Annotated in this window: 12 protein-coding genes; 10 read left to right on the top strand and 2 right to left on the bottom strand. The window is 60.6% G+C overall.

Annotated elements, in window-relative coordinates; all coding sequences use genetic code 11:
- Positions 1-118: 118 nt before the first annotated feature.
- The 8 genes from ACYZT8_RS13540 to ACYZT8_RS13505 all read left to right on the top strand — a co-directional run bounded on the left by ACYZT8_RS13540 (position 119) and on the right by ACYZT8_RS13505 (position 11,804).
- Positions 119-1,987 carry an extracellular solute-binding protein gene (locus ACYZT8_RS13540; RefSeq protein ID WP_461981838.1) on the top strand — a complete coding sequence of 623 codons (1,869 nt, stop codon included), beginning with the start codon at positions 119-121 and terminating at the stop codon, positions 1,985-1,987.
- The gene (locus ACYZT8_RS13535) at positions 1,987-3,048 is read left to right on the top strand and encodes a microcin C ABC transporter permease YejB (RefSeq protein ID WP_461958632.1); all 1,062 of its coding nucleotides are present in this window, start codon (positions 1,987-1,989) and stop codon (positions 3,046-3,048) included. The genes ACYZT8_RS13540 and ACYZT8_RS13535 overlap by 1 nt, the downstream gene beginning before the upstream one ends.
- Complete coding sequence (locus ACYZT8_RS13530) at positions 3,048-4,070, top strand: ABC transporter permease (protein ID WP_461981836.1); 1,023 nt, start codon at positions 3,048-3,050, stop codon at positions 4,068-4,070. Before ACYZT8_RS13535 ends, ACYZT8_RS13530 begins: the two co-directional genes overlap by 1 nt.
- A gap of 27 nt (positions 4,071-4,097) precedes the next feature.
- Positions 4,098-5,672 (top strand): ABC transporter ATP-binding protein, encoded by a 1,575-nt coding sequence (locus ACYZT8_RS13525; RefSeq protein WP_461981834.1) that lies wholly within the window; start codon positions 4,098-4,100, stop codon positions 5,670-5,672.
- Between the two features lie 125 nt (positions 5,673-5,797).
- Positions 5,798-7,213 carry a sigma-54 interaction domain-containing protein gene (locus ACYZT8_RS13520; protein ID WP_461981832.1) on the top strand — a complete coding sequence of 472 codons (1,416 nt, stop codon included), beginning with the start codon at positions 5,798-5,800 and terminating at the stop codon, positions 7,211-7,213.
- Positions 7,214-7,509: 296 nt separating this feature from the next.
- On the top strand, positions 7,510-8,901 hold the full coding sequence (locus tag ACYZT8_RS13515) for a GntP family permease (RefSeq protein ID WP_461981830.1): 1,392 nt from the start codon (positions 7,510-7,512) through the stop codon (positions 8,899-8,901).
- Between the two features lie 7 nt (positions 8,902-8,908).
- Entirely contained in the window at positions 8,909-9,682 is a 774-nt protein-coding gene (gene hbdH / locus ACYZT8_RS13510) for a 3-hydroxybutyrate dehydrogenase (protein ID WP_461981828.1), read from the top strand.
- A gap of 166 nt (positions 9,683-9,848) precedes the next feature.
- A complete protein-coding gene (locus ACYZT8_RS13505) occupies positions 9,849-11,804 on the top strand; it encodes an acetoacetate--CoA ligase (protein ID WP_461981826.1) in 1,956 nt (651 codons plus the stop codon).
- Positions 11,805-11,916: 112 nt separating this feature from the next.
- Here ACYZT8_RS13505 and ACYZT8_RS13500 read toward each other — a convergent pair whose 3' ends face one another.
- The gene (locus ACYZT8_RS13500; RefSeq protein ID WP_461981824.1) at positions 11,917-13,026 is read right to left on the bottom strand and encodes a PilT/PilU family type 4a pilus ATPase; all 1,110 of its coding nucleotides are present in this window, start codon (positions 13,024-13,026) and stop codon (positions 11,917-11,919) included.
- Positions 13,027-13,145: 119 nt separating this feature from the next.
- Between ACYZT8_RS13500 and ACYZT8_RS13495 the strand changes: the two genes are divergently transcribed.
- Both ACYZT8_RS13495 and ACYZT8_RS13490 read left to right on the top strand, forming a co-directional pair.
- Positions 13,146-15,683, top strand: coding sequence for a PAS domain-containing hybrid sensor histidine kinase/response regulator (locus ACYZT8_RS13495; protein ID WP_461981822.1), 2,538 nt, complete (start codon positions 13,146-13,148; stop codon positions 15,681-15,683).
- Positions 15,684-15,736: 53 nt separating this feature from the next.
- Positions 15,737-16,012 (top strand): peptidylprolyl isomerase, encoded by a 276-nt coding sequence (locus ACYZT8_RS13490; protein ID WP_007898282.1) that lies wholly within the window; start codon positions 15,737-15,739, stop codon positions 16,010-16,012.
- A 141-nt stretch (positions 16,013-16,153) separates the two neighbouring features.
- Here the strand turns inward: ACYZT8_RS13490 and ACYZT8_RS13485 are convergent, their stop codons facing one another.
- Complete coding sequence (locus ACYZT8_RS13485; RefSeq protein WP_461981820.1) at positions 16,154-17,086, bottom strand: sugar kinase; 933 nt, start codon at positions 17,084-17,086, stop codon at positions 16,154-16,156.
- Positions 17,087-17,237 lie beyond the last annotated feature (151 nt).

Here is a 17,237-nt window from a genome sequence, read left to right as displayed (position 1 = left end):
TGCATGACGGCCCGCCTTTTGGTGGGCCGTTGTGTTTCGGATACGTGATACGGCTGGCGAGGGACGCGCCGCTAGCGTACAAATTGCGGTTATCGACCACCCGGCTCTAAGGCTGACAATGCGACTGGCTTTCCCTACTTTGTTGTTCACTGCCGTGGCCCTGCTATTAAGTGCCGCTGGTGTGAATGCAGCACCGCAACATGCGTTGACCGTGTACGGCGAGCCGGCGAAGTATCCCGCCGGTTTCAGTCATTTCGCCTACGCCAACCCGCAAGCCCCCAAGGGCGGCACGATGCGTCGCTCCGCCATCGAGATCGGGCACTTCGACCATATATTGCCGTACATCGACAAGGGCATTGGCGTCACGCAAATCGACGGTTTGATCTACTCGCCTCTGGCCCAACGCTCCCTTGACGAGCCCTACACCGTGTACGGCCTGGTAGCACAGAAGATGGAGCGCTCGGACGACGGCATGTCCCTGCGCTTCTATTTGAACCCGAAGGCGCGCTTTGCCGACGGCACACCGATTACCGCCCAGGACGTGCGCTACACTTTCGACCTGCTGATGACCCAGGGCAGCCTGCGCTATCGCACCCAGTTCGCCGACGTCAAAGGCGTCGAAGTCGAAGCGCCGCTGACGGTTCGATTCGACTTCAAAAGCAACGAAAACCGCACCCTGCCCCTCGACATTGCCACCTTGCCGGTCTTTCCGGAGCACTGGTGGAAGACCCGTGATTTCGCCAATGGTGGTGGTTACGAGGCGCCACTGGGCAGCGGTCCCTACAGGGTTGGAAAGGTCGATTCCGGCCGCAGCATCACCTTCGAGCGCAATGCCACCTGGTGGGGCAAGGATTTGCCAGTCAGCCGCGGCCTCTACAACTTCGATCGCTTCAGCATCGAGTATTTCGGCGATACCGACGTCGCGCGCCAGGTCCTGCGTGGCGGCGCCTACGATTACAACCGCGAATTCTCCGCGACCGGCTACTCGATCGGCTACGAAAGCCCGGCCCTGAGTGACGGTCGTCTGCAAAAAGCGCATCTGGCAACGCAAGCACCGCAATCGGCCCAGGGTTTTGTCTTCAATCTGCAAAACCCGATATTCCAGGACCGCCGAGTGCGCCAGGCCCTGGCGATGCTCTGGGATTTCGAGTGGAGCAATCGGCAGATGATGCGGGACATGTACATCCGCCAGCAGAGTTTCTTTTCCAACACCGACCTCGCCGCCCGCCAGCTGCCGGATGCGGGCGAGCTGGCGATTCTCGAACCGCTGCGTGGACAGATCCCCGACGAGGTCTTCACCCAAGTCTTCGAAGCACCGAAAACCGATGGCAGCGGCTTGATTCGCGACAAACAATTGCAAGCGCTGAACCTGCTCGAGCAGGCCGGCTGGAAACCCGACGGCGACCAATTGGTCAACGCCGAAGGCACGCCGCTGAGTTTCACCTTTCTGGTCAGCCAGAACGGCATGGACCGATTACTGTTGCCGTATAAGCGCACCTTGAAACAGATCGGCATCGACCTGAACATTCGGCGCATCGACTCGTCCCAGTACGTGAATCGCCTGATGAGCCGCGACTACGACATGATCGTCACCGGCTACCCGGTCACCACTTCACCGGGTGGCGAACTGTTCAACTACTTCGGCTCGATCTCGGCCAACGACCCCGGCGCCAACAACTACATGGTGCTGAAGAACCCGGCGGTGGACACCCTTATCAACGGGCTGGTCCGCGCCAACACCCAGCCGGAAATGCTGCGTTACGCCCATGCGCTGGACCGGGTGCTGCAATGGAACTACTACTGGATTCCCAACTATTACCCGCCGGGCACCTCGACGGTGTGGTGGAACCGGTTCGGAATGCCCAACGAGCAGGCCAGTAATGACGAAGCCATAGAGAGCTGGTGGGAAACGAGCACCACGCCGTTGACCAACCAGCAAATGACGGCCGAGAAAATCCGCCGTGGCAAACCCGGAGGGCCGCATTGATGTGGGCTTATATACTGCGGCGCCTGCTGCTGATCATCCCGACGCTGGTGATCATTCTTCTGGTCAACTTCATCATCGTCCAGGCCGCGCCGGGCGGTCCGGTGGAACAGGCCATCGCACACTTGCAAGGCATTGGCGGTGCAGCGGTCGGCGGAGGCTCCGGGGAAACCATGTCCGGCACCTCCCGCGCCAGTCGTGGCCTCGACCCGCAATTGATCAAAGACATCGAAAAGCAATACGGCTTCGACAAGCCAGCACATGAACGCCTGTGGCTTATGCTCACCAGCTACGCGCGCCTGGACTTCGGCAAGAGCTTCTTCCGCGGCGCGACCGTCACCGACCTGATTCTGGAAAAAATGCCGGTGACCATTTCCCTCGGGCTCTGGGCGACGCTGATCACCTACCTGGTGTCGATCCCGCTAGGCATCCGCAAGGCCGTGCACCATGGCAGCCATTTCGATATCTGGAGCAGCACGGCAATCATCATCGGCTACGCGATGCCGGCGTTCCTGTTCGCGATGTTCCTGATCGTGGTCTTCGCCGGTGGCACCTCGCTGAACTGGTTCCCGGTGCGCGGGCTGGTCTCGGACAACTTCGAGTCGCTGTCGACCGTGGGCAAGATCGCCGACTACTTCTGGCACTTGGTTCTACCGGTGACGGCGCTGGTGATCGGTGGTTTCGCCACCCTGACGATCCTCACCAAGAACTCGTTCCTCAATGAAATCACGCGCCAGTACGTGGTCACCGCACGGGCCAAAGGCTTGAGCGAACGGCGAGTGCTTTACGGCCATGTGTTTCGCAATGCAATGCTGCTGGTGGTGTCGGGGATTCCCCAGGCGTTCATCAGCGTGTTCTTCGCCGGCTCGTTGCTGATCGAAGTGATTTTCTCGCTCGATGGCCTTGGGCGCATGAGCTATGAGGCCGCCGTGTCGCGGGACTACCCGGTGGTGTTCGGCTCGCTGTTTATCTTCACGCTGTTCGGGCTTCTGATCAAACTGATCGGCGACCTCTGCTACACCCTGGTCGACCCGCGTATCGACTTCGCCGCGAGGAACGCCTGATGTTCAAGCTCTCGCCGTTAGGTCGTCGCCGCTTTGAACGCTTCAAGAAAAACCGCCGGGGCTGGTGGTCGCTGTGGTTGTTCATTGGCCTGTTTCTGCTGACGTTGGGCGGCGAGTTGATCGCCAACGACAAGCCGCTGGTGGTCAGTTATCAGGGGCAGTGGTACTTCCCGGTGTTCAAGCGATACACCGAGCAGGAGTTCGGCGGGCAACTGCCGTTCCAGGCCGACTATCGAAGCGACTACGTGCAGAAGCTGATTCACAAGGACGGCGGCTGGATGCTTTTCCCGCCGATCCCGTTCAGCGATGACACGCCCAACTATGACCTCAATAAACCGGCGCCGAGCCCACCCACGAGTGTCAACTGGCTAGGCACCGACGACCAGTCCCGGGACGTCATGGCCCGGGTGATTTTCGGGGCACGGGTGTCGATCCTGTTTGCGTTGATGCTGACCTTTGTCAGTGCGCTGATCGGCATCGCCGCCGGCGCGCTGCAAGGCTATTACGGCGGCTGGGTCGACCTGATCGGTCAACGTTTGCTGGAGGTCTGGTCCGGGCTGCCGGTGCTGTACCTGCTGATCATTCTGTCGGGGTTCGTCGAGCCGAATTTCTGGTGGCTGCTGGGGATCATGGCGCTGTTTTCCTGGCTGGCGCTGGTCGACGTGGTGCGCGCCGAGTTCCTGCGCGGGCGCAATCTGGAATACGTCAAAGCCGCCCGTGCGCTGGGCCTCACGGATCGAAAAGTGATTGTCCGGCATATCCTGCCCAACGCCATGAACGCGACGTTGAGCTATCTGCCGTTCATTCTCACCGGGGCCATCTCCACCCTCACGGCGCTGGACTTCCTCGGCTTCGGCATGCCGGCCGGCAGCGCATCGCTGGGTGAGTTGATCGGGCAAGGCAAGCAGAACCTTCAAGCGCCTTGGCTGGGGCTGACGGCGTTTTTCACCCTGGCGCTGATTCTTTCCTTATTGGTGTTTATCGGCGAGGCGTTGCGTGATGCGTTTGATCCTCGATCCTGACCCACGATTTTGCAGCGGACGGCTGATATGAGTACCAACCTGATCGAAATCCGTGACCTCAGCGTGGCCTTCAATGGCCAGACGGTGGTACGCAACCTGTGCCTGGACATCCATCCCGGCGAATGCCTGGCGTTGGTGGGCGAATCGGGCTCCGGCAAATCGGTGACGGCCCACTCGATCCTGCAACTGCTGCCCGAGACCGGCACCCAAACCACTGGCAGCATTCGTTATCGCGGCAAGGAGCTGCTCGGCGCCTCGCCTCAGGTGTTGCGTGAGTTGCGCGGCAACCGGATCGCGATGATCTTTCAGGAACCGATGACCTCGCTCAATCCGTTGCACAGCATCGAAAAGCAAATCGGCGAAACCCTGCTGGTGCACAAGGGCCTGACGGGCAAAATGGCCCAAGCGCGGATTCTGGAGTTGCTGCAACTGGTCGGCATTCAAAAGCCCAAAGAGCGGCTCAAGGCCTATCCCCATCAACTGTCCGGTGGCCAGCGGCAACGGGTGATGATCGCCATGGCCTTGGCTTGCGAGCCGCAGTTGCTGATCGCCGACGAGCCCACCACGGCGCTGGACGTCACGGTGCAGCGCAAGATTCTGATTCTGCTCAAGTCCCTGCAACAGCGGCTCGGCATGTCGCTGCTATTGATCAGCCACGACCTCAATCTGGTGCGCAGCATCGCCCAGCGCGTGTGCGTGATGAAGGCCGGGGAAATCGTCGAAGAGGCCACGTGCGAGACGATCTTCACCGAGCCGAAGCATCCGTACAGCTGCGTGCTGCTGAACGCCGAACCAGAAGGCGAAGCCTTGCCTCGGGACGAGCGCGAGAACGTGCTGGAAGTGGACAATTTGAGCGTGCAGTTTGCCATTGGTGGCGGGTTGTTCCAGCGCAAGACTTTCCTGAAAGCGGTGGATGGCATCAGCCTCAACATTCAGCGCGGAAAAACCCTCGGCATCGTTGGCGAGTCCGGCTCGGGCAAGTCGACGCTGGGTCAGGCGATCCTGCGCCTGCTCGATTCCGAAGGCAGCATTCGCTTTCAGGGCGAGGCGCTGGACGGCCTGACGCAAAAGCAGCTGCGGCCATGGCGCAAGAAGATGCAGGTGGTGTTCCAGGACCCCTTCGGCAGTCTCAGCCCGCGAATGTCCGTGGCGCAGATCATCAGCGAAGGCCTTGAAGTGCATAGCCAGTTGACGGCGCAAGAGTGCAAGGCCGAAGTGATTCGCGCGTTGGAAGAAGTCGGCCTCGACCCGCAAAGCCGTCATCGCTATCCCCACGAGTTCTCCGGCGGCCAACGTCAACGCATCGCCATCGCCCGGGCGCTGGTGCTGAAGCCGGCGCTGATTTTGCTCGACGAACCGACTTCGGCACTGGACCGCACCGTGCAGAAACAAGTGGTCGCCCTGCTCCGCCAGCTTCAGGAAAAACATGGCCTGACTTACCTGTTCATCAGCCATGACCTGGCGGTGGTGCGCGCCCTGGCCCACGACATGATCGTGATCAAGGACGGCAAAGTGGTCGAAAGCGGCGCCAGCCATGACGTATTTGATTCACCGCAGCATCCGTACACCAAAGAGCTGTTGGCGGCGGCGCATCCGCGGTAGGCATGGGACCGCGTCGCCTCAATCGCTAGCAGGCTAGCTCCCACATTGAATCGCGGTCCACTGTGGGAGCTAGCCTGCTAGCGATAGGGCCCGCCAAGACAACACTTATTTTGGATCTAACCTCTATGAACACCACCGAAAGCCTCAAGGACTACCAGCGTGTTCGCCTGCTGGCGATCCGTTCGCTGTTCGAGATCATCGAGCAGTCCAGCGAGGGCACGGTGATTGTCGACCGCGACGCGAACATCGTCTGGATGAACGAGCGCTATGCCCGGCGTTTCGGCCTGGAGTCGGCCGAAGTGGCCATCGGCAAGGCCTGCGAAAGCGTGATCCCCGGCAGCCTGCTACGTGAGGTGGTGCGCACCGGCCGGCCAATCCTGCTGGACATGCAAGACACGCCCAAGGAACCGCTGGTGGTGATGCGCCTGCCGATCCACGACGACGCGGGCGCAGTGATCGGCGCCATCGGTTTTGCGCTGTTCGACGAATTGCACAGTCTGTCGCCGATGCTCAAGCGCTACCTGAGCATGCAGGAAGAACTGGCCTCCACCCGCTCGTTGCTGCGGTCGCGGCAGACCAAATACAACTTCGCCCACTTCATTGGCACCAGCGCCGCCAGCCTCGAAGTCAAGCGCCGTGCCCGGCGCAGCGCCAGTGCCGAGTCACCGGTGCTGTTGCTCGGCGAGACCGGCACCGGCAAGGAGTTGCTGGCCCAGGCGATCCACGGCGCCTCGCCGCGCGCGCACAAAGCCTTTGTCAGCATCAACAGCGCGGCGATTCCCGAGGCGTTGCTGGAAGCCGAATTCTTCGGCACTGCGCCCGGCGCGTTTACCGGCGCCGATCGCAAGGGCCGGGCCGGCAAGTTACAGATTGCTCAGGGCGGCACGCTGTTTCTCGATGAAATCGGCGACATGCCGCTGCCGCTGCAAAGCAAATTGCTGCGCGTGTTGCAGGAAAAGGAGTTCGAGCCGGTCGGTTCCAATGAAGTGATCCAGAGCGATGTGCGAGTGATCGCGGCCACCTCCACGGATCTGGAAGCGGCGATCAAACGCGGCGAATTTCGCGCCGATTTGTATTACCGCCTCAACGTGCTGCCGATCAACGTACCGCCCCTGCGCGATCGGCTCGACGACTTGCCGGCGCTCAGTGAAGCAATCCTTGAGGAACTGCGCAGTCAGCATGAGTTGAACACCGAAGCCCTGGAGCTGTTGGGGCAACACGCCTGGCCGGGGAACATCCGTGAACTGCGCAATGTGCTGGAACGCGCGGCGCTGCTCAGTGATGACCTGATGTTGAATGCGGGCGATATCCGCGCAGCGATTGGTACGTTTACGCCGGTGGAGCGTGTGGTGCCGAGGGTGATCGAGGCGGTTGCGCATGAGACGTTCAGTGAGGCGCGGGAGCGGTTTGACCGGCAGTTGATTGAATCAGCCCTGGCGCAATGCGGGGGCAAAGTCATTGAAGCGGCAGCGCGGTTGGGGCTGGGGCGGTCGACTTTGTATAAGAAGATGGTGGCGTTGGGGATTGCTGAGTCTCTATAAAGAGACACTGATCTCTATTGGTAGATAAGGCCTCTTCGCGGGCAAGCCCGCTCCCACAGGGTTTGCGTCGAGCCAATAATTCAGCGGCAACCACAAAACCTGTGGGAGCGGGCTTGCCCGCGAAGACGTCGGCACAGCCACTAGAAATCTCAAAATAGAGACAAATAATTAAAAATCGTCTCACAAATAAACAAATATCCTTATATTTCAACATGTTGCATGCATGGCACGAATCTCGCTAAGCCCTCTCCCACAAAAGATCCACCCTACAAAAATAACAATCCAGGAGACACACCATGAGTGTGATCATTGCCTTGGCAGCCCTCGCGCTGCTGATGCTGGCTGCTTACCGTGGCTACAGCGTTATTCTCTTCGCCCCGATTGCCGCCCTCGGCGCCGTCTTGCTCACCGACCCTTCCGCCGTCGCCCCTGCTTTCACCGGGGTGTTCATGGAAAAAATGGTCGGCTTCATCAAACTGTATTTCCCGGTGTTCCTGCTCGGCGCAGTGTTCGGCAAGCTGATCGAGCTGTCGGGTTTCTCGCGTTCCATCGTCGCCGCTGCGATTCGGCTGCTCGGCACTCGCCAAGCCATGCTGGTGATCGTGCTGGTCTGCGCCCTGCTCACTTACGGCGGCGTGTCGCTGTTTGTGGTGGTGTTTGCGGTCTATCCGTTTGCCGCTGAAATGTTCCGCCAGAGCAACATTCCCAAGCGGCTGATCCCGGCCACCATCGCCCTCGGTGCATTCTCGTTCACCATGGACGCCCTGCCCGGCACCCCGCAAATCCAGAACATCATCCCCAGCACCTTCTTCAACACCACCGCGTGGGCAGCGCCGTGGCTGGGTGTGATCGGCGCAATCTTCGTGGTCTGCGCCGGCATGCTGTTTCTCCAGCGCCAACGCAACAAGGCTCAGGCCGCTGGTGAAGGCTATGGCACTGATCTGCGCAACGAGCCGGAAACCGCGACTGACATCAAACTGCCAAACCCCTGGATCGCCCTGTCGCCGCTGCTGGCGGTGGGCATCATGAACCTGCTGTTTACCCAGTGGATTCCGCAGTGGTACGGCAAGACCCACAGCCTGGCGTTGCCGGGCATGACCGCGCCGGTGACCACCGAAATCGCCAAACTCACCGCGATTTGGGCGGTTCAGGCGGCCTTGCTGGTGGGCATCATCATGGTGCTGGTGTTCGGCTTCCAGGCGATTCGCGGCAAGCTCGCCGAAGGCAGTCGAAGTGCGGTCAGCGGTTCTTTGCTGGCGGCGATGAACACCGCTTCCGAATACGGTTTTGGCGCGGTGATTGCCTCGCTGCCGGGCTTCCTGGTACTGGCCGACTGGCTCAAGAGCATTCCCAACCCGCTGGTCAACGAAGCGATTACCGTGACCCTGCTGGCCGGCATCACCGGTTCTGCGTCGGGCGGCATGAGCATTGCGCTGGCGGCCATGGCCAATGACTTTATCGCAGCGGCCCATGCCGCCAACATCCCGCTGGAAGTGCTGCACCGGGTGGCCGCGATGGCCAGCGGCGGCATGGACACCCTGCCGCACAACGGCGCGGTGATTACCTTGCTGGCGGTCACCGGCCTGACCCACCGCGAAGCCTACAAAGACATTTTCTGTATTACGCTGATCAAGACCCTGGCGGTCTTTGTGGTGATCGGTACTTTCTACGCCACTGGCATTGTGTGAGGTATTCATGACGACTCTTTCGGGCAAGACTGCACTGGTCACCGGCTCCACCAGCGGCATTGGCCTGGGGATAGCCCTCAGTCTGGCCAAGGCCGGCGCCAATCTGATTCTCAACGGTTTCGGCGATGCGTCCAAAGTGATTGCCGAGGTCGAGCAGTTCGGTGGCAAGGTCGGCCATCATCCGGCCGACGTCAGCGACCCGGCGCAGATCGCCGACATGATCGCGTATGCCGATCGCGAGTTCGGTGGCGTCGACATTCTGGTGAACAACGCCGGCATCCAGCACGTGGCGCCGGTGGAAGATTTTCCCGTGGAGCGCTGGGATTCGATCATTGCGATCAACCTGTCTTCGGTGTTTCACAGCACCCGCTTGAGCCTGCCGGGCATGCGCGCCAAAGGGTGGGGGCGGATCATCAACATTGCTTCGGTGCACGGCCAGGTGGGTTCGGTGGGTAAAGCCGCGTACGTCGCGGCCAAGCATGGCGTGATCGGCCTGACCAAAGTGGTGGGGCTGGAAACGGCAACGACCAATGTCACCTGCAACGCCATATGCCCGGGTTGGGTGTTGACGCCGCTGGTGCAGAAGCAGATTGATGATCGCATCGCCAAGGGGATCGACCCGCAGCAGGCGCAGCATGACTTGCTGGCGGAGAAGCAGCCGTCGCTGGAGTTCGTCACGCCACCGCAGTTGGGTGAACTGGTGTTGTTCTTGTGCAGTGAAGCCGGTAGCCAGGTACGTGGCGCGGCGTGGAATATTGATGGCGGGTGGTTGGCGCAGTAACCCACAGCCAGCACCTGTGGCGAGGGAGCTCGCTCCCGCTGGGTGGCGAAGCCGCCCCAAAAATGGTCGCATTGAAAAATATGCGACTGCTGCGCAGCCGAGCGGGAGCAAGCTCCCTCGCCACAAGAGCCAACGCGAGTGCAATAAAAAGATTAAGGGGACACTCATGTCAGACGTTTTGTGGAAACCCAGCGCCAATCGCATCAGCAAAACCCGCATGGACGCCTTCCGGTGCTTCATCATCAAGCGGCACAACATCCACCTCGACGACTACCCGGCCCTGCACCAATGGTCCATCGATCAGCGCGAAGCATTCTGGCAGGCGATCGTCGATTGCTTCGACATCCGCTTCCACGATCAACCGGACGCGGTGTTGGTGGAAGGCCCACACATGCCCAGCGCCCAGTGGTTTCCTGGCGCCACCCTGAATTTCGCCGAACACCTGCTGCGCCGCCGCGACGATGCCATAGCGGTCATTGCCATTGGCGAGAACGGTCAGCGCGAACACCTGACCTGGGCTGAACTGGCCGAGCATGTCGCCGGTTTCCAACACAGTTTGATCGCTGCCGGCGTCGGCCTCGGCGACCGTATCGCCGCGTGCATGCCCAATACCTGGCAAACCCTGGTGGCCATGCTCGGCACCACCAGCCTCGGGGCGATCTGGTCGTGCTCATCACCGGACTTCGGCACCCAGGGCGTGATCGACCGCTTCGGCCAGATCGAACCGAAAGTGCTCATCACCTGCGCCGGTTACCGCTATGCCGGCAAGGACATCGACCAGACCGCCAAGGTCAACGAAATCCTCGAACGCCTGCCGTCCTTGCAACAGTTGATCGTGGTGCCTTACGCCCGACCACAGGCCCACATCGAGCATTTCCACACCCGGGCCAACGTAACGCTATGGGATGATTTCTACGACATCGGCGGCGAGCCGGATTTCGTCCCCGTGCCTTTCGCCCATCCGCTGTACATCCTCTATTCCAGCGGCACCACCGGCGTGCCGAAATGCATCATCCACAGCACCGGCGGCGTGCTGCTGCAACACGTCAAGGAACATGGACTGCATTGCGATCTCGGCCCCGGCGACCGGTTGTTTTACTACACCACCTGCGGATGGATGATGTGGAACTGGCTGGTCTCGGCCCTGGCCGTGGGCAGCGCGGTGGTGCTGTACGACGGCTCGCCATTCCATCCAGACCCCGTGCGCTTGATCGACCTGATCGACGATGAACGCATCAGCGTCTTCGGCACCAGCCCCAAGTTCCTCGCGACTCTTGAAACCAACGGCATCAAACCCCGTGAGAGTCATGACCTGAGCAGCCTGAAAACCCTGCTCTGCACCGGGTCCGCGTTGTCGCCTCAAAGTTACGATTACGTGTATCGCGACCTCAAGAGCGACCTGTGCCTGGCCTCGATGTCTGGTGGTACCGACATCGTTTCGTGCTTTGTGAACAGCAACCCGTTTGAACCCGTGCGCCGTGGTGAAATACAAGGCAAGAGCCTGGGCATGGCGGTCGAAGTCTGGAACGACGACGGTAAACCTGTGGTCGGCGAGAAAGGTGAGCTGGTCTGTACCCGGCACTTCCCGGCAATGCCCATCGGTTTCTGGAATGACCCGCAGCAAGAAAAGCTGCACGCTTCATATTTCAGTCAGTTCCCCGGCGTGTGGGCCCAGGGCGATTACGCCGAACAACTGCCCCACGGCGCAATGATGATCCACGGCCGCTCGGACGCAGTGCTCAATCCCGGCGGCGTGCGCATCGGCACCGCGGAAATCTATCGTCAGGTGGAAAAGGTGCCGCAGGTACTGGACAGCGTGGCCATTGGTCAGCAATGGCAGGATGACGTGCGGGTGGTGCTGTTCGTGAAGTTGCGCGACGGCGTCGAACTGGATGAAGCATTGCAGCAGCAGATCCGCCAGGTCATCCGCGCCAACACCACGCCCCGGCATGTCCCGGCGAAGATTGTCGCGGTGACCGATATTCCCCGGACCATCAGCGGCAAAGTCGTCGAATTGGCCGTGAGGAATGTAGTGCATGGGCAAAAGGTGAAAAACACCGATGCGCTGGCCAATCCCGAGGCGCTGGAGCAATTCCGCAACCGCCCCGAACTCAACGAATGAAGAAGATGAACTGTGGGAGCGAGCCTGCTCGCGATAGCGGTAGGTCAGCCAATATTGAGGTGACTGACACACCGCTATCGCGAGCAGGCTCGCTCCCACATTTTGATTTGCGTTAATCCATGAGCCCCCACTCTCCAGTGGACGGTTGAGTAGGCGGTGCCGCATCGCTGTGCAACTTCAGCCGCAGCCGTAAATTATTCACCGAATCCGCATGCTTCAACGCCTCTTCCTCATTGATCGCCCCTTCGACAACCAACGCATACAGCGCACCGTCAAAGGTCTGCATCCCCAATTCCAGCGATTTCTCCATGATCCCCTTGAGATCGGCAAACTCGTTGCTGCGAATCAGGTCTCCGATGGTCGGCGTGCCCAGCATCACCTCCACCGCCGCCCGGCGCTGGCCATCGACGGTACGCACCAACCGTTGCGATACGAACGCCTTGAGATTGTTGCCCAGGTCATGCAGCAACTGCGTCCGACGCTCTTCCGGGAAAAAATTGATGATGCGGTCCAGCGCCTGATTGGCGTTGTGCGCGTGCAAGGTAGAGATCACCAAATGGCCTGTGTCGGCAAACGCCAGTGCGTGTTCCATGGTTTCGCGGTCGCGGATTTCGCCGATCAGTACCACGTCCGGTGCCTGGCGCAGGGTGTTTTTCAACGCGGCGTGAAAACTGCGGGTATCGACGCCGACCTCACGCTGGTTGATGATCGACTGCTTGTGCCGATGAATGTACTCGATCGGGTCTTCGATGGTGACGATGTGGCCCGTGGTATGGCGGTTGCGGTAATCGATCAGTGCCGCGAGGGAGGTCGACTTGCCGGAGTCGGTGGCGCCGACGAACAGCATCAGTCCTTGTTTGAGCATCACGGTGTCGAGCAACACCGCCGGTAACTTCAGGTCCTCAAAACGCGGGATATCGAGTTTGATGTTGCGCGCCACGATCGACACATCGTTGCGTTGCTTGAAAATATTGACCCGAAAGCGCCCGACACCCGCCAAGGAGATCGCCAGGTTCATCTCCAGTTCCCGATCGAACTCCAGACGCTGTTCGGCGTCCATGATGGACCCGGCAATGGCCGCGACTTCTCCCGGTTTGAACGGCTGATCGGTCAGTGGTTTGAGCACGCCGTCGAATCGGGCGCTGGGTGGCGCGCCAGTTGAGAGGTAAAGATCGGATCCATTCTGATTAGCCAGTATCTGCAACAGTGCATCGATTTCCATGGCAAAAAGCACCCGCGAAGCATTCAATGAAAAAAATGACCCATGGCGGGTCATCCAGCGTCTACCACCCAGCAAGGATAGTAGACGCCGCCACACCGACTTAAGCGCAGGACAACTTGATGAACGCATCACCGACGGGCAGCGATGCCCAGGCCTTGATCGCCAGACTGGACTGGACACGCACCCCGCTGGGCGCCGCCGGTACCTGGCCACAGAGCCTGCGTACTGCCGTGGACATCGTGATTCATTCGCCGATGCCGATGCTGTTGCTGTGGGGTCCGCAGCTGACGCAGATCTACAACGACGGTTTCGCCCTGCTCGCCGGCAGCAAGCATCCACACGCTTTCGGACAACCGACGCACCAGATCTGGCCAGAACTCCAGGACTTTACCGACCCCATTTACAGCGCCGTCCTACAAGGCCAAGTGCGAACCTACAGCGAACAACGCTTTACCTTGCAGCGCGACGAGGGTGATTCGGACTTCTGGCTGGACCTGACCTACAGCCCGATCCGTGATGAAAACGCTCAGGTCGCCGGTATTCTGGTCACCGCCATCGAAACCAATGAACGCCGACGCATCGCGCTGGAACTCGAACAGCGTTCGGCCGCCAGCCTCAAGGCTCAGCACGAAACCGAACAGCGCCTGCAGCTGGCGCTGTCGGCCACCGACGCCGTCGGTACCTGGGATTGGGACATCGGCGAAGACCGCTTCATCGCCGACGCGCATTTCGCGCAATTGCACGGCATTGATCCCGCCATGGCCAGCCAGTTACCGATCAGCGAGTACCTCCAGGGAGTGCACCCGGAAGACCGGGCGATGATCGCCCGCAGCATCAAACACTGCATCACTCACGGCACCGAGTATGCCGAGGAATATCGTTTGCTGCAGCCCGACGGACAACTGCGCTGGGTATTTGCCCGGGGGCGTTGCTACAAGGACCACCACGGCCGGCCGATCCGCTTCCTCGGCGCCGCACTCGACCTCACCGAACGCAAACACACTGAGCAGGCCCTGCGCCAGAGTCAGACCGAGCTGCAACTGATCATCAACGCCATGCCGATCCTGATCAGTTACGTCGACCGCGAAGAGCGTTTTCGCCTGAACAACGCCGCGTACCTGGATTGGTACGGCCTGACGCCCCAGGAACTGTACGGGCGAACCATTCTTGAAGTGTTGGGCGCGGACGCCTATGCCCTGCGCGCCGAGCACATTGCCGAAGCGCTGACCGGCAAGGCCTGCTGTTTCAGCATCGATGCTCCCCATCGCGATGGCAGCACGCGGCATGCGCTGATGAATTACCTGCCACGACACGGTCCGGACGGCGCGGTGAATGGTTTCTACATCTTCGTGATCGACGAAACCGAGCGCAAACAGACCGAAGAAGCCCTGCGTAATCTCAACGAGACCCTAGAGGAACGGGTCGCCGCCCGCACCCAGCAGCTGGCCGAGGCCAACCAACGACTGCAAAACGAGATGTTCGAGCGTGAGCGCGCGGAAGACGCCTTGCGCCATGCGCAGAAGATGGAAGCGGTCGGGCAGCTCACCGGCGGCATCGCCCACGATTTCAACAATATGCTGACCGGGATCATCGGCAGCCTCGACCTGATGCAGCGCTATATCGCTGACGGGCGCGCCGCCGAGATCGGGCGTTTCACCGAGGCCGCGGTGTCCTCGGCCAATCGCGCCGCCGCCCTGACCCATCGCCTGCTGGCGTTCTCCCGGCGTCAGTCGCTGGATCGCAAGCCGCTGAACGCCAATGAGCTGGTGCATTCCCTGGAAGATTTGTTCAGCCGCACCAAGGGCGACCACATCGAGCTCAAACTGTTACTGGCCGACGAGGTCTGGCCGGTGAGCACCGACGTCAGCCAACTGGAAAACGCCCTGCTCAATCTGGTGATCAATGCCCGGGACGCCATGCCCGATGGCGGCGAGTTGCTGGTCGAAACCGCCAACGTCTACCTGGACGGCAGCGACATCACCACGCTGGAGCCGGTCAAGGCCGGGGATTACGTGATGATTGCGGTCAGCGATAACGGCAGCGGTATGACCCCGTCGGTGCTGGCCAAGGCCTTCGACCCGTTCTTCACCACCAAACCCATCGGCCAGGGCACCGGGCTGGGGTTATCGATGATTTATGGGTTCGCCCAGCAATCCGGCGGGCATGTCAGCCTGTTCAGCGTGCCGGGAAAAGGCACCAGCGTTCGTTTGTACTTGCCTCGGCTGCACGTCACAGAACTGGAAAACGTGTTGCTGCCGTTGACGGGCGAAGCGCCGCCGGCGATTGCCGGTGAAACCGTGGTGTTGGTGGAAGACGACCCGGCGGTACGCATGCTGGTGCTCGACCTGCTCAACGAGCTGGGTTATCACGCCCACGAAGCCGAAGATGCGAAGACCGCCCTGCCCTTGCTGGAATCCGACCTGCGGGTTGATTTGCTGGTGACCGACGTGGGCTTGCCGGGGATGAACGGCCGACAACTGGCGGAAATCGCTCGTCAGCACCGCCCTGAACTCAAAGTGCTGTTCATGACCGGTTACGCGGAGAAAGCCGCCGAACGCCAGGGCTTTCTGGAAGAAGGCATGGACATGGTCACCAAACCGTTTTCCATCGACCTGTTGGCCAACAAGATTCGCACGATGATCGGCCAACCGGAGTGAGTTGAGGCATAATCGCGCGCCTCGTTGTCACGACCGTTGCAAGGTAAGCCCCCATGAAAGCTCAAGCCCGCCATATTCTGGTGAAAACCTCGGAAGAAGCCGAGCAGCTCAAACAACGCATCGCCAAGGGCGAAGCCTTTGATGTGCTGGCCAAGAAGTATTCCACCTGCCCTTCCGGCAAACGCGGCGGCGACCTGGGTGAAGTGCGGCCCGGGCAAATGGTCGGGGTTATCGACGCGGTGATCTTCAAAAAACCGCTGCGGGTGGTGCATGGGCCGATCAAGAGCAAATTTGGCTATCACCTGGTGCAGGTGTTTTATCGGGATTGATGGGTTGGCTTAAAGACCCAATCGCGGGCAAGCCCGCTCCCACAGGGATTTTTGAGTTGCATTAGATAGCAGCCACACCACAAATCCTGTGGGAGCGAGCTCGCTCGCGATCCGATGGCGCAGCCAGCGGCCATCCACTGCTTATCTCGGGATGAGTGCACCCGGCACTTGAATCACCCGACTCGCCAACCGATGCCCCGCTTCAGCCGCCTCAACCGCACTCCCGCCTTTGAGCCGACTGGCCAGATACGCCGCACTGAACGAATCCCCCGCCGCCGTCGTGTCCACCACCCGCTCAACCTTCTGCGTCGGCACCTCGAACGACTCGCCATCACAGCGTATCAAGCAAGACTCGGCTCCGCGCTTGAGCACCACTTCGGGGGTGCCAATCTGCTCGTAAGCATCAAACACCGCCTCGCAATCGGAAAAATGAAACAGCGCCTGCTCGTCATCGACGGTCAACAACGCCAGATCGACATAGGGCAAGACGCTACGGTAAGCCGCACGCGCCTCTTCGACTGACACCCACAAACGTGGCCGGTAGTTGTTATCGAAGACAATCCGCGCATCCCGCTGCCGGGCTTCGATCAGGGTTTCCAGCAACTTCTCCCGCCCCTGCACGCCGAGCACCGCCAAGGTGATGCCGCTGAAATACAGCACGTCGTAATCCGGCAGCGCGGCCAGGATCGGCGCGGCGGCCGGGGTGGTGAAGCAGTCGCGGACGGCCGCTTCGTTGCGCCAATAGAGGAAGCGTCGTTCACCGGCAGCGTCAGTCTGTATGCAGTACAAACCGGGCAGTCGACCGGGCAAACGCTGGACCATGCCCAGCCCGATGTTTTCGTCGGCCCAGGTCTGGCACATGGCATCGCTGAAACTGTCGTCACCCAGTGCGGTGACGTAGTCGACGACGCCGCTCGTGCCCAGTTCCCGTGACAGGTAGACCGCGGTGTTGAGGGTATCGCCGCCGAAGCTTTGTTGCAGACTGCCGTCGGCGCGTTGTTGCAACTCGATCATGCACTCGCCGATCAGGGCGATGCGCGGGGTGTTGGGGCCGAGGGTGTTGATGGTGTTCATGCTGTGGGGTCTCTGGTGTTTCGGTGTTGTCTGGTCGGCCGCCTTCGCGAGCAGACCCGCTCCCACAGGTTCAGTGGTTGCCGCCGATTTCGCGGCCGACACAAATCCTGTGGGAGCGAGGCTTGCCCGCGATGGCCACGCCTCGGTCTGA

This window comes from Pseudomonas sp. LB3P93 (assembly GCF_054898025.1).
Note: the sequence above shows the minus strand (reverse complement) of the source record. Positions and strands in the feature narration are given on the sequence as shown.